Raw genomic sequence first — 17,335 nt, 5'->3', positions numbered from 1 at the left:
CGGCGTCTCCCCGGTGGGGCGCCGCCCGGCCCGTCGATCGGTCGAACAGGCCGTTCGGGGGCGCGGGTTGAGGACCAGAGACGAACCAGAGGACATCAGATGTCGCTTCGTGGGAAGATCCGCAAGCTCGCCGTCGTCGTCGCCGTGGCCGGTGCCGTCGTGGCGCTCCCGACCTCGGCCATGGCGGGGGGTTTCGCGCCGGCGCAGTCGTCCGGGGAGAGCCTGGAGTCCGGCTCCGCGGGCGTCGGCCTGTTCGGTCCGCACGCCACCTGGTTCAACTTCGCCGAGCACAGCCAGAGCGACTGCGGCTGCTGATCCCGTCGCACCCGAGCCCGGAGGCCGCCCGCCGGCCCCCGGGCTCTCGGCTGTCCGGGCCCCGGCGGTCCGGGCGCGGAGACCCCTACGGCCTCAGACCGCGACCGCCGCCCGTTCGCGCAGTTCCTTCAGCACCGCGATGTCCATCGCGTGCCCGGTGCCGTCCCCGCCGTGCTTGCGGTCCGGGGTCTCCACCAGCAGCGGCACCCCGGCCGTCTCCGGGTGCTCGAACAGTTCGCGGAACGGCTCCGCGCCGATCATCCCGGCGCCGATGTTGGCGTGCCGGTCCTTGCGGGCGCCGACCACGTCCTCGGAGTCGTTGGCGTGGATCAGCCGCAGCCGGCCGGGACCGGCCGCCGAGGCCAGGGCGTCCAGCGCGGCCGTCACCCCGCCGGGCGCCGCCAGGTCGTGTCCGGCGGCGAAGGCGTGGCAGGTGTCCAGGCAGACGCCGACTTTTGGGTGCCCGTCCAGCGCCTCGACGTACTCGGCCAGCTCCTCCATCCGGGAGCAGAGCGAGCTGCCCTGTCCGGCGGTGGGCTCCAGCAGCAGCCAGGGCGCGTCCTCGCCGAGCGCGTCCAGCTCATCCAGCAGCGGCCGGACGTCGGAGCGCACCTGCGCCATCGCCTCGGCCCGGCGCGAGCCCCCGCCCGGCGCCGTACCGACCGCCGAGCCGGTGTGGAGGACGACGCCGAGCGCGCCGATCGCGTGGCCGCGGTGCAGCGAGTGCCGCAGCGAGTCCGCCGAGCGCTCCCGGGTGGCCGGGTTGTCCGAGCCGAAGTTGATCAGGTACGGAGCGTGCACCCAGGCCGGGACGCCCCGCTCGGCGCAGACGGTGCGGAACTCCTCGTCCTGCGCCGGGTTGCCCGGGGGAGTGGCCCAGCCGCGCGGGTTGGCCACGAACACCTGCACCGTCTCCGCGCCCACCTTCCGCGCGTACGCCAGACCCGTCCCGGCCAGGCCGCGGGCGGCCACCGGGACGTGGGCGCCGATCGGATTGCGGACGGCGGTGGCGGACGGGACGGGCGCGGTGCTCATGCCCCCGAGCATGTCACGGGCCGGGGCGGGGGCGGCACGCGGCCCGATCCCGGAGCCGCCCGCGACACGAGGCCCGCGACACGGCGCCGGCGACAGGGTGCCCGCGACACGCCGGGCGCGCCGCGCCGGTGCGCCCCACGCCCGGCCGACGCCCCGTCAGCCCCGCAGCCCAGCCCTGGTGGCGGCCCCATCCGCGCGCCCATAGCGTCGATTCGGCCGTAACCACCGGCCGCCACCACTCGCACACACCGCGTAGGACGCGCCGCACCCACCGCGCGGGAAACACGCCGGCCCAGCACGCCGAGCCCCAGCCCGCCGACCCCGCGCGTTCAGAAAGACAGGTCATCACTCATGCCCACGCGACGGGTCCACCACCTTGCCGCGGCCACTGCCGCCGCCACCGCCCTGACCACCGCCCTCGCCACCCTGACCGCCGTGACGCCGGCGCACGCCCTCGACGTGCACGTCGTCCACCCCGGCGAATCGATTCAGCAGGCCGTCGACGCCGCCGGACCGGGCGACACCGTCCTGGTCCTCCCCGGCACCTACACCGGGAGCGTCCGCATCACCGTCGCCGGCCTGACCCTGCGGGGCTTCGGCACGGAGACCGTGGTCACCCCCGGGGCCGACACCGACAACGCCTGCGCCGCCGCCGGACACGGCATCTGCGTGGTCGGCACCGAGGCCGCCCCGCTGCCCGACGTCACGATCGACTCCCTCACCGTCACCGGCTTCCGCAAGAACGGCATCGACGCGAGCGGCACCACCGGCCTGACCGTCCGCTCCTCCTACGTCCACGACAACGCCCAGCAGGGCATCAGCCAGGAGATGTCCAGCCGGGCGTCGATCATCGGCAACCGCTCCGTCGACAACGGCCAGTCCGGCGTCTTCCTCGCCAACTACGCCTACCGCGAGGGCGGCGCGCCCGACACCGGGGGCACCGTCGTGACGGGCAACGAGCTCACCGGGAACCGGGTCGGCGTCACCGTCCGCCGGCTGCGCGGACTGGCCGTCGAACGCAACGACATCAGCGGCAACTGCTCCGGCGTCTTCGTGGTCGGCGACGAGGGCGTGCCCCGCGCCGGGGACCTCGACGTCCGGCACAACCGGGTCGTCGCCAACAACAAGTTCTGCCCCGCCAACCCGCGCCTGGGCGCCATCCAGGGCGCCGGCATCGTGCTCACCGGCACCGAGGACACCCGGGTGACCGACAACGAGGTCCACGACAACGTGGGCACCACCGAGTTCTCCGGCGGCATCGTCCTGTCCAAGAGCGTCGTCGGAGCCCCCAACGCCCGCGCCACCATCTCCGGCAACAACCTGAGCGGCAACAGCCCGGCCGACCTCGCCGACCGCGACACCGGCGTCGGCAACACCTTCGCCCGCAACACCTGCGCGCTCTCCGAGCCGTCCGGCCACTGCTGATCCCCAGCCTCAGAGCCCCTGCCCCAGCCACCCCCGAGGGACCGCCCATGACCACCGCACCCGCGAAGAACACCCACCAGGCCGCGATGCGGCTGCGCGAGCTCGTCTTCGGCGCCGCCTGCGCCGCCGCCGTCCGCGCCGCCGCCCGGCTCGGTGTCGCCGACGTGCTCGGCGACACCCCGACCAGCGTCACCGAACTGGCCGGGACGCTGAACACCGAGCCCCGCCAGCTGGGCCGGCTGCTGCGCGCGCTCACCTGCTACGGGATCTTCACCGAGACCTCCACGGACCGCTTCGAGCACACCGAGATGTCCCGCCTGCTGCGCGAGGACGCGCCCAACTCCCTGCGCTACATCTCCCTCTGGTGCACCGAACCGTGGACCTGGGAGGCCTGGCCGAAGCTGGACGAGGCGGTCCGCTCCGGCCGCAACGTCTTCCCCGACCTGTTCGGCAAGGAGTTCTTCGAGTACCTGCACAGCGACGCGGGCGACTCGGCGAAGGTCTTCGACAAGGCGATGACCACCTCCAGCCGGCAGTCCGCCCAGGACTTCGCCGACTACCTCGACCTCACCGGCATCGACTCGGTGGCGGACATCGGCGGCGGCCAGGGTCACGTCCTGGCCAGCCTGCTGGAGAAGCACCCGGCGCTGCACGGCACCCTGCTGGACCTGCCCAAGGTGGTCGCCGGAGCCGACCCCCGGCTGCAGGACGGCGGCGCCTTCTCCGCCCGTGCCCGCCTGGTGCCGGGCGACTGCCGGGTGGAGATCCCGGTGCGCGCCGACCTCTACATCATCAAGAACATCCTGGAGTGGGACGACGAGAGCACCCGCCGCACCCTCGCCAACGTGGTCCTCGCGGCCCGCCCCGGCGCCCGGGTCGTGGTGGTGGAGAACCTGGTCGACAACAGCCCGTCGATGCGCTTCACCACCGCGATGGACCTGATGCTGATGCTCAACGTGGGCGGCGCCAAGCACTCCGAGGAGAGCATGGTCCAGCTGATGGAGGAGGCCGGGCTGGCGGTCTCCGCCGTCCGCCCGGTCAACCCGTACCTGCACGCCTTCGAGGCGACGGTGCGGGGCTGACCCCGCCTCACGCCGACGGCCGCTGCTCCCTGGGGAGCAGCGGCCGTCCGCTGTTCGGGCCGGGCGTCCGGGCCCGGCACTCAGGCCGGGTGCGAGGACTCCAGGTGGGCGAAGACCACCACGTTCTCCACGTAGTCCTTCTTCTGCCTGTCGTAGGCGCCGCCGCAGGTGATCAGCCGCAGCTGCGCGTCCGGCGTGTTCCCGTACACCTTCTGGTCGGGGAAGGCGTCCTTGGCGAAGGCCTGCACCGAGTCGACGGAGAACACCGCGACGGTGCCGTCCTCGCGGGTCACCTCGACCCTGCTGGCCGGCCGCAGCCGGCTCAGCGACAGGAACACCGCGGGGCCCGTCTTGGTGTCCACGTGCCCGGCGACGACCGCGGCGCCGAGCTCACCCGGGCTCACGCCGTCCCGGTACCAGCCGACCAGGTTCTTGTCGTCCGGCGGCGGCGCGTTGAGCTGGCCGGCCGGATTGAGGGTCAGCTCGGTGAACGGCGCGTCCACGGAGATCTGCGGGATGCGCAGCCGGGTCGGCTTGGAGGGCGCGAGCGACGGGAACGCGGGGGCCACCGGAGGTGCCGGTACGGCCGCGGGGCCCGCAGGCGTCGCGGCGGGTTCGGCCACAGGGCCGGCCGCGGGGCCGGAACCGGCGTCTGCCGGCCCGGGAATGGTGATCGGGGTGAACGCCGGGGGCGCGGCCTGAACGGCCACCGGGCCGGCGCCCGGCCCGCTGCCGACCGAGTTGTAGATCATCAGTACACCGATTGCCGCTGCGCCCAACCCCACGCGCAGCAGTCGGGGCATTCCGGAGGCGGGACCGTCAGTCATCCTGTTCTCCGCTCCTGTTCCGCTGTTTCGGTAGTTCGATCTGATCCGCAAAGGCCCGCCGCCTCTGTGCGCCCCACCCGGGTCGGGGGAGGCGCCCAGAGGCGGCGGTGGCGGATGTTAGATGGCAGCGCCGGAGGCGCGACGGTTACGACGCAGCGCGTACGCGCCGGCCCCGAGGCCGCCGAGCAGCATCACCGCGCCGGCCCCGATACCGCTGTTGTTCGACGCCATGCCGCCGCCGCCGGCGTGGACGCCGCCGTGCGGACGGTGGCCCTCGCCACCGTGGCCGTGGCCCTCACCGCGGCCCTCACCGCGGCCCTCGCCGCCCTTGTCGCCACGGCCTTCGCCGCCCTTGTCGCCGCCACGGCCCTCGTCGGAGCCCTTGTGGTCGCCGCCACGGCCCTCGTCGCCGCCGCGGCCGCCGTGGTCGCCGCCACGGCCCTCGTCGCCACCACGGCCGTGCTCGTCGCCGCCGCGGCCGCCGTGGTCGCCGCCACGGCCCTCGTCGCCGCCCTTCGAGTTGTTGTCCCCCTTCTCCTGCCAGGTGAGGTTCTTGCCCTGGTCGAGGGCGCCGTCGGCGAAGGCCAGCGGGGTACCGACGGTCAGGACGGCGGCGACGGCCGCCCCGGCGAGCATCGTGCGTGCAGAACGCATGAGGATGATCCTTCCGACGCGCGGACCCACGACCGCCGGCACGGTGCCGGTCAGGTAATCGTGGGAAGTGGCGCCTGATCCACCGTCAACCACGGCGCGACCGCTCGCCACCGGAGAGTGGCCGTGTCGCTACGGAAAGTGCTCCCTTCGGGTGGAGTCCAGGGCTTGTTCACTCGTCTGCTTCGGGGGTTCGGGTGAATTCGCTGTCGCGCGGGGCTGACGAACCGACAGGTGCTGACGGGTCGACAGGCCGGCCGGGGCGGCCCAGCGGGCCTTGGCTGACGGATCAGCAGGCCCGACTGATGGTTCAACAGGTGGGGGCTGATGGGCCAACAGGTGGGGGGTGTTGGGCCAACAGGTGGACGGCGTGCGCATGGGCCCGCCCCCGGCGGTGTGCCGGGGGCGGGCCCATGCGGGAGCGGGAGTCAGCGCTCCCAGCGGTAGAACTCGCGTGCCATGGCGTCCTTGGGCTCACGCCAGGTCGCCGGGTCGTAGGCCTGCACGAAGGCGGTCAGGCGGTCGCTGACGCTCCGGAACTCCGGGTGTCCGACCACCTTGGCGACGGCCGGGCCCGGTGGGCGGTCGGCCTCGATCAGGTGCAGGTAGACGTCGCCGAACTGGAAGAGGCTGCGGCCGGTGACGCCGATCAGGTGGGGCAGTTCGCCCCGGTCGGACTCGGCGAACACCTCGGCGATGTCCGGAGCGGCCTCCGGCTTCATCCGGGCGACGATCAGGGCGCGGTGCGTCGTGTTCACTGGTCGGCCGCCCGCTTCTCGACCTTCTCGCGGATCAGCTGCATCTGGATCCGGGAGTTCCTGTTGATGTGGGTGACCATGCCGTCGTCGTCCACCGGCGCGGTGGGCTTCATCGCGAAGTCCTGGATCCAGCGCATCCTGGTGCCGGCCGGGACCTCCGCGTACTCCCAGCGGATCTCCATGAACTCGAAGGGGCCGGGCTCGACCCGGCGGGCGCGCACCGCGAGCGAGGACCGGTCGGTGGTGCGCTCGGAGACCCAGCTCCACACCTGGCCGTTGTCGTCCGGGTGCATGGTGAGCCGGAACCGCACGGTGTCGCCGTCGCGCTCCAGCACGTCCACCGAGGCGTACTCGCTGAACAGCTCCGGCCAGTTCTCCAGGTCGTTGGTCATCTCCCAGACCAGGTCGAGCGGAGCGTTGATGACGATCTCGTTGTCGGTGTGTCCGGGCATCTCAGGCACCAGCCTTCGTGACGAGGGAGGAGTTGACCAGTTCGAGGAACTCGGCCGGGGTCTTGGCGGACTCGGCGCCGGTGGTGACCTTGAAGCCGTGCCGGTTCTCCAACTCGCCGACGATGCCGAGCAGTCCGAGCGAGTCGACGCCGAACTCGTCGAACTGCGCGCCGGGCTGCTCCAGCTCGCCGGGGGCGACGGTGACGCCGGCCCGGGCCTGAAGCAGGGCGGCCAGCTCGGGATAGCTGAGGGGGTTGCTCACGGGATCGTGCCTTTCTCGTGGATGTCGTTCACGGCCGGCGGTTCGTGGCCGGTGGTTCATGGCCGTGGCCCAGGACCGACGGATCGGGGCCGACGGATCGGAGCCGACGGATCGGGGTCGGCGGCGCAGGGCCGACGGATCAGGGCTGCTCCCCGCGTCGGAGCACCAGTGCGGAGTTGGAGCCCATCAGCCCGCGGCTGAGCACCAGCGCGGTGCGCAGCTCGGCCGGGCGGGCGCGGTCGGTCACCAGGGAGAGGTCGTGGCAGACCTCGGTGACGTTGGGGGTGGGCGGCAGCACGCCGTCCTCCATGGCCAGGACGGCCGCGGCCACGTCCAGCATCGGCGCACCGCAGTACGCCCGTCCGGTGCCGGACTTGGGCGCGGTGACCGGGACGGACTCGGCGGCCGGGCCGAGCACGTCGGCCAGCGCCAGGACCTCGGCCCGGTCGGCGGCGGGGACGCCGAGCGCGTCCGCGAAGACCACGTCGATCTCCTCGGGCGCGATCCGGGCCTCGTCCAGCGCGATCCGGATCGCGGCGGCCAGTCCCTCCCGGGACTCCTCCCAGCGGGAGGCTCCGGTGAAGGTGGAACCGTGCCCGGCCAGCTGCGCCCGGACGTTGGCGCCGCGCCGCCGGGCCGCCCGCTCGTCCTCCAGCAGCAGCATCGCGCCGCCCTCGGCGGGGGCGAAGCCGCAGGCCTGCGCGGTGAACGGCAGGTAGGCCGCCTCGGGCAGCTCGGCCAGGCTCAGCTCCGGGTAGCCGAGTTGGCAGACCATCGAGTACGGCGCCAGCGGCGCCTCGGCGGCGCCGACCACCACCGCGTCGGTGCCGCGCCCGATCGAGCGGGCCGCGTGCGCGAGGGCGTCCAGGCCGCCGGCCTCGTCGCTGGCGACCACCCCGCAGGGGCCCTTGTAGCCGCCGCGGATCGAGATCTGGCCGGTGCTCGCCGCGTAGAACCAGGCGATGGACTGGTACGGGCCGACGAACTTCGGCCCCTGGCCCCAGAGTTGCTGGAGTTCGCGCTGGCCGAACTCGCCGCCTCCGGAGCCGGCCGCGGTCACCACGCCGACCGCGAAGGGCTGTTCGGGGTCGGGCTGGAATCCCGCGTCCGCCACCGCCAGGTCGGCGGCGGCCATCGCGTAGTGTGTGAACCGGTCGGTCTGCACGAGGAAGCGGCTGTCGATCGCGGACTTCGGTTCGAAGCCCCTCACCTCGCCCGCGACCTTGAGCGGCAGCTCGGTGCAGCCCTCGCGGGATATCCGGTCGAGGACGCTCACGCCCTGCCTGGTGGCCTTCCAGAAGGCATCGGCACCGACACCGTTCGGCGCCACCACGCCGAGGCCGGTGACCACCGCCCGGTGGCCCTGCTGACGTGACGTCATGGAACTCACCCCGTTCTGTTGAGCACGACGGCGGACTGGAATCCGCCGAATCCGCTGCCGACCGAGAGGATGTGGCTCAGCGGCAGCTCACGCGCGGTGCGCGGCACGTAGTCGAGGTCGCACTCCGGGTCCGGAGTCTCGTAGTTGGCCGTCGGCGGCACCACGCCGTGGGCCAGTGCCAGGGTGCAGGCGACCACCTCGATGGCGCCGATCGCGCCGAGCGAGTGCCCGACCATCGACTTGATCGAGCTCATCGGCGTCTCGAAGGCGTGGTCGCCCAGCGAGCGCTTGACCGCGGCGGTCTCGTGGCGGTCGTTCTGCTTGGTGCCCGAGCCGTGCGCGTTGACGTAGTCGACGTCGGTGCGGTTCACCCGGGCGTGGTCGAGGGCGTGGTCGATCGCCCTGGACATCTCCAGCCCCTCCTTGGTGAGGCCGGTCATGTGGTAGGCGTTGCCGAAGGTGGCGAAGCCGCCGATCTCGCCGTAGATCCGCGCGCCGCGGCGGCGGGCGTGCTCCAGCTCCTCCAGGACCAGGACGGCGCCGCCCTCGCCGAGGACGAAGCCGTCCCGACCGGCGTCGAAGGGGCGGGAGGCGTGCGCCGGGTCGTCGTTGCGCTCGCTGGTGGCCTTGATGGCGTCGAAGCAGGCGACGGTGATCGGCGAGATCGGGGAGTCGGAGGCGCCGGCGACGCAGATGTCGGCACGTCCCTCCTCGACCGCCTGGAAGCCGTAGCCGATCGCGTCCAGGCCGGAGGTGCAGCCGGTCGAGACGGTCTGCACCGGGCCGTGCGCGCCGACCCGTTCGGCCACCGTGGAGGCCAGCGTGCTGGGCGCGAACGCCCGGTGCAGCTGGGGTTCGGCCTGCCGGTGGTCCACGTCCCAGCGCGCGCCGGCGGCGCTGACCAGGGCGTAGTCGTGTTCCAGTCGGGTGGTGCCGCCGACGGCGGTGCCGAGCGAGACGGCGACCCGCCACGGGTCCTCGGCGGCGAGGTCCAGGCCGGCGTCGGCGATCGCCTCGTCGGCCGCGACCATCGCGAACTGCACGTAGCGGTCGGCCCGTTGGACGTCCGCCGGGGTCAGGCCGTGGTCCGCCGGGTCGAAGTCGCACTCGGCCGCGATCCGGGAGCGGAACCCGGTCGGGTCGAAGAGCGAGATGCCCCGGGTGGCGGTGCGGCCGGCCGTCAGGAGGTCCCAGAACGCCGGGATGCCGATCCCTCCGGGCGCGACCACACCGATCCCGGTGACGGCGACGCGCCGTGTCACGAGCCCACCTTGGCGTGTTCCGGCGGGCCTGATGCGGCGGACTCCTCGGTGCTCACGTGGCCGAGGTCGGGGCGCGGGGCGAGCGGGCCGAGCTGGAAGACCATCCGGGCCTCGGTGTCACCGACGTTGCGGAAGCGGTGCCGCATGTTGATCGGGATCATCAGGCCCTGGTTCGGCTTGAGCGGCCGGGCCTCCCCGTCCAGGTCCACCTCCAGGTCGCCGCAGACGACGAACACGAACTCCTCGGAGTACGGGTGGTAGTGCTCGTTGATCCGCTCGCCGGGTCGGACGATCGCCAGGCCCATGAAGCCGCTGGTCGAACCGCAGGTGGTCGGAGTGAGCATGGTGCGCAGCTCGGCGCCGTGGCGGCGGTTCTCCGGGGCCTCGTCGACGTTGACGATCCGTGGGTAGTGCGTGGTCATGGTGTGCTTCCTCCGGGCTTGGTGCGGAACGTCAGTCGGTCTGCGAACTGCGGTCGGTGACCGGGTTCATGGAGCGCGCGGCGAGGAACGCGCTCAGGCCCGCGACGGTGCGCAGGTCGCCGTTCGGGCCGAGGTTCAGCAGCCGGGCGAGCTCGGCCGCCTCGTGCTCGCCCGCCACCCCGAGGGCCGCCGCCGGGTCGGCCTCGGCCGGGACCCGGAGGTCGGCCAGGCGCACCACGGTGTCCTCGCGCTGGAAGACGACGGCCGCCGCGACCGGGCCGGTCGGGTCGGCGGTGGCGAGGTTGTCGTGGTCGGCCAGCAGCTCGGCGACGGCCTGCCCCCCGCCCGGGCGGACCGGGTAGAGCACGGCGTGCCGGTGCAGCCGCCCGGAGGCCGGGGAGCTGGCGATCGCCTGGTGCTTGGCGGGCAGCGCCGCCCTGGCGAAGAAGGCGCGCGCGGCCTGCGGGTCGCCCAGCTGACGGTCCTCCTCCAGGTACGGGTTGAGCTCCTCCTCGACCGCCCGCACCTCGGGCTGCATCGCCACGTGGCGCAGCGCGTCGCCGAGGTTGCCGACCACCTCGACCGCGCGGACCACCCGGTTGCCGAGCATGAAAAGAGAGGTCCGGCGCAGCCGGGTGTACTCGTCCACCTCGGCCCGGGGCGAGGTGTAGCCGGCCAGGATCCGGGCCACCGCGGGCTCGCTGCCGGGCTTCACGGTGAAGGTCAGGGCGTGGCGCACCACGCCGTCCGGGCCCGGCTCGGCCTTCGGCGGACCGACGTGCCCGGCGGGCTCGCTGCGCGGCAGCCCGGGCGGGACCTCCATCGGGGCCCGGGTGCCGGTGGAGCCGGCCGCCGAGGTCTCGCGCAGCACGGCGTAGCGCAGCGAGCGGAAGTTGTCGCTGACGCAGCCGTGCATCGGCTTGACCATCTCGCGGTGGGCCGGGCTGTCCACCCACTCCAGGAAGGTCTCCTGGTCCTTCCACTCGCTGGTGATCAGCCACTGGCGGGGGTCGTTGATCGACTGGCACAGCTGGTCGCTGACATGGCCGGGAACCGAGGCCACCTGGTGGCGCAGCTGCTCGTAGACGTCGAGGAAACGCTGCTGGGCGCCGTCCTGGATCTCCAGCATCAGCACCACCCTCAGCCGGGTGTCGGACTCTTCGTGCTGCTTCGGGTGCGGTTCGGACAGAGTTGTCATGATCCACTTTCTGCTCTGGGCCGCACGCGGCGGGCCGTGACGGCCGCGTCCGGCGGGTGCTCCCGGGCTGGGGGAGGGCGCTGCGGTGGCGGTCGGCCCGGCCATCGGTGCCAGGCCTGAGGTCGATCGTCAGCGGCGCCCCGGGCGCGGCGCGAGATTTGCGGGCCATCCGGGGGAAGGGGCGGCACAGCCCCCTTCGGGCGGGGGATGGAAGAGCGGGGCCCCCGGCTGAGCGGGCCCGTCGAGGGCGGCGCCGAGTCCAGTCGCCGGGCCGCGGAATCCCCTTACAGGGTGGAGCAATTGATGAATCCGAAGGTTGACGACCGGGTGCCGGTCCTGATCGTGGGCGGCTCCCTGGTCGGGTTGTCGGCATCGCTCTTCCTGGGCCGGCTGGGTGTCCGGCACCTGCTGGTCGAGAAGCACGCCGACACCTCGCATCACCCGCGCGGGCGAGGCAACAACATCCGCACGATGGAGCTGTACCGGGTGGCCGGGATCGAGCCGGCGATCCGCGAGGCGGCGTCGGTGCTCGCCCCCAACCACGGCATCCTGCAGGCACCCTCGCTGACCGGTGAGGAGCAGGAGTGGCTGTTCCGGGAGATCGACCCGGGCGGGACGCTGGCCCGGTTCAGCCCCAGCTCATGGTGCCTGTGCAGCCAGAACGACCTGGAGCCGGTGCTGCTGCGGGCGGCCCGCGGGCTCGGCGGAGACGTCCGCTTCAGCACCGAGCTGGTCTCCTTCGAGCAGGACGCCGGGGGCGTCACCTCGGTGCTGCGCAGCCGGGAGACCGGCGAGCAGCGGGTCGTGCGCTCGCAGTACCTCGTCGCCGCGGACGGTCCGCGCAGCCCGGTCCGCGAGCGCCTGGGCATCGGCCAGACCGGCAAGGGCGAGCTGTTCCACAACGTCAGCATCACCTTCCGCGCCAAGCGGCTGGCCGAGGTGGTCGGCGACCGGCACTTCATCGCCTGCTACCTGACCAGCCCCGAGGCGGACGGCGCGCTGCTGCCGGTGGACAACCAGGAGGAGTGGGTCTTCCACGCGCCCTGGCACCCCGAGCACGGCGAGCCGCTGGAGGCCTTCACCGACGAGCGCTGCGCGCGGCACATCCGCGCCGCCGTCGGCATGCCCGACCTGGACGTCGAGGTGACCGGCCGGGCGCCGTGGCACGCCGCCGAGCGGGTCGCCGAGCGCTACGGCGCGGGGCGGGTCCTGCTCGCCGGGGACTCCGCCCACGAGATGTCCCCGACCGGCGCCTTCGGCTCCAACACCGGCATCCAGGACGCCCACAACCTGGCCTGGAAGATCGCCGCCGTCCTGTGCGGCTGGGCCGGCCCCGGCCTGCTGGAGACGTACGGGCAGGAGCGCCGCCCGGTCGCCCAGGTCACCAGCGAGCGGGCCTCGGCCCGATCCGCCGAGCACAGCCACCCCGGCTACGCGGTCGTCCCGGGCGCGGGCCGGCAGGCGGGCGTGCTGGCGGTGGCGCTCGGCTACCGCTACCCGCGGGGCGCGGTGCTCGGCGCCGACCCGTCCGGCGCGGTCGTCCCGGAGAAGTTCGAGTCGGCCGGCGAGCCCGGCAGCCGCGCCCCGCACCAGTGGCTGCTGCGGGCGGGCGTGCGGCTGTCCACGCTCGACCTGTACGAACAGGCGATGGTGCTGCTCACCGGCCCCGGCGGCGGGGCCTGGCAGGACGGCGCCCGGCGGGCGGCCGACCGGCTGGCCGTGCCGCTGGACGCGTACCGGATCGGCGAGGGCGCCGAGGACGACCTGGCCCCCGAGCCGGGTACGGACTTCGCCGCCCTGCACGGCATCGGGCCGGACGGCGCGGTGCTGGTGCGCCCCGACGGCTTCGTCGCCTGGCGCTCGCCCGGCCCCGCCCCGGACCCGGAGGCCGAGGCCGAGGCCGTCCTGCGGGCGGTGCTCAGCCTCTGACGCACGCGGACGGGCCCGCCGGTCGCACGGCCGGCGGGCCCGTCCTGGTGTGTGCGGGGTCGGTCAGTGGCCGCCCTCGTCGACCACCTCGACGTCCGCGATCTCCTGCTCGATCGCCTCGGCCGGCAGTGCCACCCGGATCGCCCAGTAGTAGATGAACAGCGAGAACACCGCGACCAGGGCCATGTCCCACCACATCGGGATCCGGCCGGTGCCGTCGCCGAAGCCGCCCTGCCAGGAGATCACGCCGAGGCCCACCAGGTAGGGCGGCAGCCACTGGGCGGACTTCCAGCTGAGCCGGGGCGCGTTCGGCAGGCCCTTCCTGATCGCGTACGCGGCGTAGCTCCCCAGCAGGACGTAGCCGAGCACGATCGCGATGCCCAGGCGGGAGAGGGTGTGCCAGCCCGACCAGTAGATGATCAGGCTGGAGACCACGAACGCGGCCGGGGAGATCAGACCGCCCGCCGGCAGCCGGTAGGGGCGCTCCTGTCCGGGCAGCCGGCGGCGCATCGCCCCGAAGGCCAGCGGGGCGCCGGCGTACATCAGCACGCTGGCGGAGGTGATGAAGCCGACCAGCTCCTGCCAGCTCGGGAAGGGCAGGAAGCAGATCACGCCGGTGACGAAGGCGATGACCAGGCCGAACCACGGCACGCCGTTCTTGTCCAGCTCCTCGAACCTCTGCGGGGCGTAGCCGTTGCGGCTCAGGCCGTAGGAGATGCGCGAGGTCGAGGTGGTGTAGATCAGGCCGCTGCCGCCGGGGGAGATCACGGCGTCGGCGTACAGCACCCAGGCCAGCCAGCCGAGGCCGACCACGGTGGCGAGACCCGCGAAGGGGCCGTCGATGCCGGGGAAGTCGAGCTTGTCCCAGCCGTTGGCGAAGGCGCTGACCGGCAGGGCGCCGATGAAGACGATCTGGAGCAGGGTGTAGATCACGGCGCCGATGGCGACGGAACCGAGCACGGCGCGGGGGATGTCGCGCTTGGGGTTGCGGCTCTCACCGGCGAGCTGGATGGCCTGCTCGAAGCCGAGCAGGGCGAAGATGATGCCGCTGGTGCTGATCGCCGCGAGCACGCCCTTGGCGCCGAACGGCGCGAAGCCGTGCGAGGTGAAGTTGGAGCCGTGGAAGTTGGTCACGGCCAGCACGAAGATGGTGAACAGCGGGACGAAGATCTTCAGCCAGGTGGCGATGTTGTTGGTGCGGGCGAGGACGCGCACACCGAGGAAGTTGACGGCGACGAACACCGCCATGAGCACGGTGGCCACGGCGAAACCGCTGGCGGTGAGGGTGTTGTTGTCGTTGAGCAGGCCACCCGCCCAGGGCCAGTGCCGGGCGTAGCCGATCATCGCCTCGACCTCGATCGGCGCGACGGTGGCCGCCTGGAGCCAGGAGAACCAGCCGAAGGACATGCCCGCCAGACCGCCGAAGGCGTAGTGCGGGTAGCGCGCGGTGCCGCCCGAGACCGGGAACATGCTGCCGAGTTCGGCGTGCACGAGTGCCAGCAGCACGATCGCGACCGTGCCGACGCCCCAGGACAGGACGGCGGCCGGCCCGGCCGCCACGACGCCCTCCTTCGCGCCGAACAGCCAGCCGGAGCCGATGATCGACCCGACCGAGGCCCACATGAGGCCGACGAGGCCGACGTGGCGGCGCAGCGACCGCTGGGTGGTCCCGGATGAGGAGCCGGTGCCCTGGTCGGGCGGCGAGATCTGGTTGAGGGAAGCCATGAACGATCTCTCTGTGGGTGGGGGCTCCGAGGTGGGCGGAGCGCGGAGAGTTGCCACACAGTAGGTCTATTCATAGAGGTCTGCACAGATTTCATTACTGAATGTTTACGTTCTTTACCGGATGTCCGTGCAGGTAGGGGGCGGTCTTAATGCGGGCTCGTTACGCGATCGGCGGGGTGTGTCCAGTATTTGAGCGGAAATTGAGGCGCGCTATCCGGATCCGATGATATGGGCCATCCGTGTGGTAATAGGGATGACCTTTATCGCATAGCCATGCCGACGCACTCGGGCGTAGGCTGGCTCCATGCGTTTCGTGATCCTCCCGCCGCCGGCCCGCTAGCGGGCGGCGAACTCCACCCGACCCGGCCGAGCGGGACCGCCCGCTCGTCGCCGGGGCGATGACTGCCGCCCGCGCATTCCGCGGATCCGAACCGGCACCTCATCGTGGAGTCCCGACGCATGACCTCATCTGCCGCCGTGCCCTTCCGGCACGGCCTGTTGTCCATTTCCGCCGCCGCCGTCGCCTGGGGCGTGGGCGGGGCCGTGGCCGCGCTGCTGCTGCGCACCAGCGGGCTCGGCCCGGTGGCCGTCTCCTGCTGGCGCTTCGGCGTCGCGGCGCTGTGCCTGGCGCTGCTGCCCACGGCCGACCGGGGCGGCACCCGCCGGGGCGCGGCCGTACTGACCGGGCTCGGCCTGGCCGTCAGCCAGTGCGCCTACTTCGGCTCCGTGCAGTACGCGGGCCTGGGGCTGGGCACCCTGATCACCATCGGCGCCGGGCCGGTGTTCACCAGCCTCGGCGGGCACCTGCTGCTCGGCGAGCGGCTCACCCGCCGCGCGGTGTCCGCCGTCGTGCTGGCGCTGGCCGGGCTCGCGCTGCTGGTCGCGGCGCCGGCCGCCGGACCGCGCCCGGCGCTGGGCGTCGGCCTCGCGGTGCTCGCGGGAGCCGGCCAGAGCGGCCTGACCCTGTGGGCGCGCGGGGGCGGCTCGGCCCGGGCCAGTACCGGCGCCTTCGCGACCGGACTGCTCTGCCTGCTGCCGTTCGCGGCGGTCCAGGGCGTGCTGCCGACGGCCGGGGACCCGGCGCTGACCGGGGGAGCACTGCTCTTCCTCGGGACGGTGCCCACGTTGCTGGCGTACCGCTGGTACTTCAGCGGGCTGACCGCCGTCCCGGGCACCACCGCCTCGGTGCTGGTGCTGCTGGAGCCGGCGACGGCCGCGCTGATCGGGGTGCTGTTCCTCGGCGAGCCGTTCACGGCGGGGCTGGTGGCGGGCTCGGCGCTGCTGCTGGCCGCGATCGCGGCGCTGGCGCGGGCGTAGGGCGCGGGGCGTGCACCCGGGCGGGCGCGCTGTGCTCGCCCGGGTGGCGCCGCCGTGCTGTGGTGGGCCGCATGAACAGCACATTTCCGGCCCGAGCGGCCGTCACCGCCGCGACCGTCCTGTTGCTCGCCGCCGCCCCGGTCGGCTCCGCCGCGTCCGCGGAAGGGGCGTCCGGGCGGCGCGACGTCACCGCTGAGCAGTGCCGCGCCGCGGGCGGCCACGTCGAGGGCAGCGGCTACTGCGTCGACGCGGAGGGCGAGGACGCCTGGGGCGAACCCATCGACGCGCAGGCGATCAACCCGGACCCGCGCCCCGGTGAGGAGGACTGAGGGCGCTGAGCCCGGCTCTTCCGGAACTGGTGTCGGCGTCGGCTCAGGGCACCGGCCGCAGGGTGACGGGGGCGGGGGTCAGGGCGCGCAGGACGAGGTCGATGCGGATCCGTGCCGCGCCCGCGCGGTGCAGTGCGGCGGTGACGGTTCGCAGCTCCTCCGGGCCGGTGCAGGCGAGCCGGAGCTCCAGGTCGGCGTCCCCGGCGAGGGCGAGGCCGCTCTGGATCGCGGGGTGCTCGGCCGCGAGGCGGTCGAAGTCGAGCGGGACGGGCCCGTGGCTGATCCGGGCGATCGCGTGCAGGGGCCGGGCTCGGCCGGGGTGGGCGGGACGGGACGGATGGAGGGGCTCCGGATCGGGGCCGCCCGGGACCAGCTGGAGCGGGGCGCTCACCGGTGCTGGAGCTGTGCGGTCGGGGTCGGGGCCTGAGCGGGCGGCGCGGTGGGGGAGCCGACGGGCGGGGCGACCAGCCGTGGGTCCAGGACCAGGGTGTCGACCCCGAGCGGGGCGGTGAGGCCGCGCAGGGCGGGCTCGCCGAGCTCGGTGTAGGCCTGGTCCGGTCCGAGGAGGGCGGCGAGGGCCCCGGGGCTGGAGAATCCGACCGCGCACCGGCGGCCGTCGCGCAAGCGGAACAGGCGGAGGGCGGTGGTGCTTCCGGTGCTGGTGGTGGTGACCGGAACGTGCCAGACGAAGCGGGCCATGCGGATGCTCCCGAGTGGGGTGGTGGGCCTGCCGGAACTGCTCCCTCGACGCTAGGTCCGCTCGCCCCGGGCGGAGCCGGTCCTGACGCGGCGTTGACCGAATGCGGTGGTGCGTTGACGCACCCCTGACGCCCGACTCACCCAAGTGGCCTATACCAGTTCCCCGGCCGCGCGATCCGTGCGGTCCGAACGGGCCGGTGGGCGCCCGGCTTGCCTCCCGCCCGTCCGGGGACCACGGTGGACCCGGACGCCGTCTCGGCCGGGAC

General features: G+C 73.4%; 19 protein-coding genes. 6 read left to right on the top strand and 13 right to left on the bottom strand.

All coding sequences use genetic code 11. The annotated features are described in order from the left end of the window. The first annotated feature begins 99 nt into the window (after positions 1–99). Positions 100–315 carry a hypothetical protein gene (locus tag RZ50_RS23835; RefSeq protein WP_196952783.1) on the top strand — a complete coding sequence of 72 codons (216 nt, stop codon included), beginning with the start codon at positions 100–102 and terminating at the stop codon, positions 313–315. Between the two features lie 93 nt (positions 316–408). On the opposite strand, the gene RZ50_RS23830 is transcribed toward RZ50_RS23835, so the two are convergent. Continuing rightward, a complete protein-coding gene (locus tag RZ50_RS23830) occupies positions 409–1,350 on the bottom strand; it encodes a deoxyribonuclease IV (protein WP_254803031.1) in 942 nt (313 codons plus the stop codon). A gap of 351 nt (positions 1,351–1,701) precedes the next feature. Between RZ50_RS23830 and RZ50_RS23825 the strand changes: the two genes are divergently transcribed. Then, the gene (locus tag RZ50_RS23825) at positions 1,702–2,775 is read left to right on the top strand and encodes a nitrous oxide reductase family maturation protein NosD (RefSeq protein ID WP_196952785.1); all 1,074 of its coding nucleotides are present in this window, start codon (positions 1,702–1,704) and stop codon (positions 2,773–2,775) included. A gap of 47 nt (positions 2,776–2,822) precedes the next feature. Next, positions 2,823–3,857, top strand: a complete 1,035-nt coding sequence (locus RZ50_RS23820; protein WP_196952786.1) for a methyltransferase — start codon at positions 2,823–2,825, stop codon at positions 3,855–3,857. Between the two features lie 80 nt (positions 3,858–3,937). On the opposite strand, the gene RZ50_RS23815 is transcribed toward RZ50_RS23820, so the two are convergent. The 9 genes from RZ50_RS23815 to RZ50_RS23775 all read right to left on the bottom strand — a co-directional run bounded on the left by RZ50_RS23815 (position 3,938) and on the right by RZ50_RS23775 (position 11,070). Further along, positions 3,938–4,426 carry a class F sortase gene (locus RZ50_RS23815; protein WP_308272133.1) on the bottom strand — a complete coding sequence of 163 codons (489 nt, stop codon included), beginning with the start codon at positions 4,424–4,426 and terminating at the stop codon, positions 3,938–3,940. A 375-nt stretch (positions 4,427–4,801) separates the two neighbouring features. Then, positions 4,802–5,338, bottom strand: a complete 537-nt coding sequence (locus RZ50_RS23810; protein WP_196952788.1) for a hypothetical protein — start codon at positions 5,336–5,338, stop codon at positions 4,802–4,804. A 425-nt stretch (positions 5,339–5,763) separates the two neighbouring features. After that, positions 5,764–6,057 carry a TcmI family type II polyketide cyclase gene (locus RZ50_RS23805; protein ID WP_196952810.1) on the bottom strand — a complete coding sequence of 98 codons (294 nt, stop codon included), beginning with the start codon at positions 6,055–6,057 and terminating at the stop codon, positions 5,764–5,766. A 32-nt stretch (positions 6,058–6,089) separates the two neighbouring features. Continuing rightward, positions 6,090–6,545: an SRPBCC family protein gene (locus RZ50_RS23800; protein WP_196952789.1), complete on the bottom strand. Its 456-nt coding sequence runs from the start codon at positions 6,543–6,545 to the stop codon at positions 6,090–6,092. Between the two features lies 1 nt (position 6,546). Then, a complete protein-coding gene (locus RZ50_RS23795) occupies positions 6,547–6,807 on the bottom strand; it encodes an acyl carrier protein (protein WP_196952790.1) in 261 nt (86 codons plus the stop codon). 139 nt (positions 6,808–6,946) lie between these two features. Then, on the bottom strand, positions 6,947–8,188 hold the full coding sequence (locus RZ50_RS23790) for a ketosynthase chain-length factor (protein ID WP_196952791.1): 1,242 nt from the start codon (positions 8,186–8,188) through the stop codon (positions 6,947–6,949). 5 nt (positions 8,189–8,193) lie between these two features. Beyond that, the gene (locus tag RZ50_RS23785; protein ID WP_196952792.1) at positions 8,194–9,450 is read right to left on the bottom strand and encodes a beta-ketoacyl synthase; all 1,257 of its coding nucleotides are present in this window, start codon (positions 9,448–9,450) and stop codon (positions 8,194–8,196) included. After that, positions 9,447–9,872, bottom strand: coding sequence for a cupin domain-containing protein (locus RZ50_RS23780; protein WP_196952793.1), 426 nt, complete (start codon positions 9,870–9,872; stop codon positions 9,447–9,449). The genes RZ50_RS23785 and RZ50_RS23780 overlap by 4 nt, the downstream gene beginning before the upstream one ends. 31 nt (positions 9,873–9,903) lie before the next feature. Continuing rightward, positions 9,904–11,070, bottom strand: a complete 1,167-nt coding sequence (locus RZ50_RS23775) for a SchA/CurD-like domain-containing protein (protein ID WP_196952794.1) — start codon at positions 11,068–11,070, stop codon at positions 9,904–9,906. 303 nt (positions 11,071–11,373) lie between these two features. On the opposite strand from RZ50_RS23775, the gene RZ50_RS23770 reads away from it, so the two are divergent. After that, on the top strand, positions 11,374–12,999 hold the full coding sequence (locus RZ50_RS23770) for an FAD-dependent monooxygenase (RefSeq protein WP_196952795.1): 1,626 nt from the start codon (positions 11,374–11,376) through the stop codon (positions 12,997–12,999). 63 nt (positions 13,000–13,062) lie between these two features. Here the strand turns inward: RZ50_RS23770 and RZ50_RS23765 are convergent, their stop codons facing one another. Next, the gene (locus tag RZ50_RS23765) at positions 13,063–14,724 is read right to left on the bottom strand and encodes an APC family permease (protein WP_256463758.1); all 1,662 of its coding nucleotides are present in this window, start codon (positions 14,722–14,724) and stop codon (positions 13,063–13,065) included. A 459-nt stretch (positions 14,725–15,183) separates the two neighbouring features. On the opposite strand from RZ50_RS23765, the gene RZ50_RS23760 reads away from it, so the two are divergent. Together RZ50_RS23760 and RZ50_RS23755 are read left to right on the top strand one after the other, a co-directional pair. Continuing rightward, on the top strand, positions 15,184–16,041 hold the full coding sequence (locus RZ50_RS23760) for a DMT family transporter (RefSeq protein ID WP_196952796.1): 858 nt from the start codon (positions 15,184–15,186) through the stop codon (positions 16,039–16,041). A gap of 71 nt (positions 16,042–16,112) precedes the next feature. Continuing rightward, positions 16,113–16,370: a hypothetical protein gene (locus RZ50_RS23755; RefSeq protein ID WP_196952797.1), complete on the top strand. Its 258-nt coding sequence runs from the start codon at positions 16,113–16,115 to the stop codon at positions 16,368–16,370. A gap of 43 nt (positions 16,371–16,413) precedes the next feature. Here RZ50_RS23755 and RZ50_RS23750 read toward each other — a convergent pair whose 3' ends face one another. After that, complete coding sequence (locus tag RZ50_RS23750) at positions 16,414–16,761, bottom strand: hypothetical protein (protein ID WP_196952798.1); 348 nt, start codon at positions 16,759–16,761, stop codon at positions 16,414–16,416. Then, positions 16,758–17,069, bottom strand: a complete 312-nt coding sequence (locus RZ50_RS23745) for an SAV_915 family protein (RefSeq protein WP_196952799.1) — start codon at positions 17,067–17,069, stop codon at positions 16,758–16,760. The genes RZ50_RS23750 and RZ50_RS23745 overlap by 4 nt, the downstream gene beginning before the upstream one ends. Positions 17,070–17,335: the final 266 nt, after the last annotated feature.

This window comes from Kitasatospora sp. SUK 42 (assembly GCF_015776785.2).
Classification (GTDB): domain Bacteria; phylum Actinomycetota; class Actinomycetes; order Streptomycetales; family Streptomycetaceae; genus Kitasatospora.
This window is presented reverse-complemented; position numbering and strand designations above follow the sequence as displayed.

Excerpts from the sequence above, each read along its gene's own strand:
- RZ50_RS23835 (WP_196952783.1), top strand. The coding sequence starts at position 100 with ATGTCGCTTCGTGGGAAGATCCGCAAGCTCGCCGTCGTCGTCGCCGTG.
- RZ50_RS23830 (WP_254803031.1), bottom strand. The coding sequence starts at position 1,350 with ATGAGCACCGCGCCCGTCCCGTCCGCCACCGCCGTCCGCAATCCGATC.
- RZ50_RS23825 (WP_196952785.1), top strand. The coding sequence starts at position 1,702 with ATGCCCACGCGACGGGTCCACCACCTTGCCGCGGCCACTGCCGCCGCC.
- RZ50_RS23820 (WP_196952786.1), top strand. The coding sequence starts at position 2,823 with ATGACCACCGCACCCGCGAAGAACACCCACCAGGCCGCGATGCGGCTG.
- RZ50_RS23810 (WP_196952788.1), bottom strand. The coding sequence starts at position 5,338 with ATGCGTTCTGCACGCACGATGCTCGCCGGGGCGGCCGTCGCCGCCGTC.
- RZ50_RS23805 (WP_196952810.1), bottom strand. The coding sequence starts at position 6,057 with ATGAAGCCGGAGGCCGCTCCGGACATCGCCGAGGTGTTCGCCGAGTCC.
- RZ50_RS23800 (WP_196952789.1), bottom strand. The coding sequence starts at position 6,545 with ATGCCCGGACACACCGACAACGAGATCGTCATCAACGCTCCGCTCGAC.
- RZ50_RS23790 (WP_196952791.1), bottom strand. The coding sequence starts at position 8,188 with ATGACGTCACGTCAGCAGGGCCACCGGGCGGTGGTCACCGGCCTCGGC.
- RZ50_RS23780 (WP_196952793.1), bottom strand. The coding sequence starts at position 9,872 with ATGACCACGCACTACCCACGGATCGTCAACGTCGACGAGGCCCCGGAG.
- RZ50_RS23775 (WP_196952794.1), bottom strand. The coding sequence starts at position 11,070 with ATGACAACTCTGTCCGAACCGCACCCGAAGCAGCACGAAGAGTCCGAC.
- RZ50_RS23770 (WP_196952795.1), top strand. The coding sequence starts at position 11,374 with ATGAATCCGAAGGTTGACGACCGGGTGCCGGTCCTGATCGTGGGCGGC.
- RZ50_RS23765 (WP_256463758.1), bottom strand. The coding sequence starts at position 14,724 with ATGGCTTCCCTCAACCAGATCTCGCCGCCCGACCAGGGCACCGGCTCC.
- RZ50_RS23760 (WP_196952796.1), top strand. The coding sequence starts at position 15,184 with ATGACCTCATCTGCCGCCGTGCCCTTCCGGCACGGCCTGTTGTCCATT.
- RZ50_RS23755 (WP_196952797.1), top strand. The coding sequence starts at position 16,113 with ATGAACAGCACATTTCCGGCCCGAGCGGCCGTCACCGCCGCGACCGTC.
- RZ50_RS23745 (WP_196952799.1), bottom strand. The coding sequence starts at position 17,069 with ATGGCCCGCTTCGTCTGGCACGTTCCGGTCACCACCACCAGCACCGGA.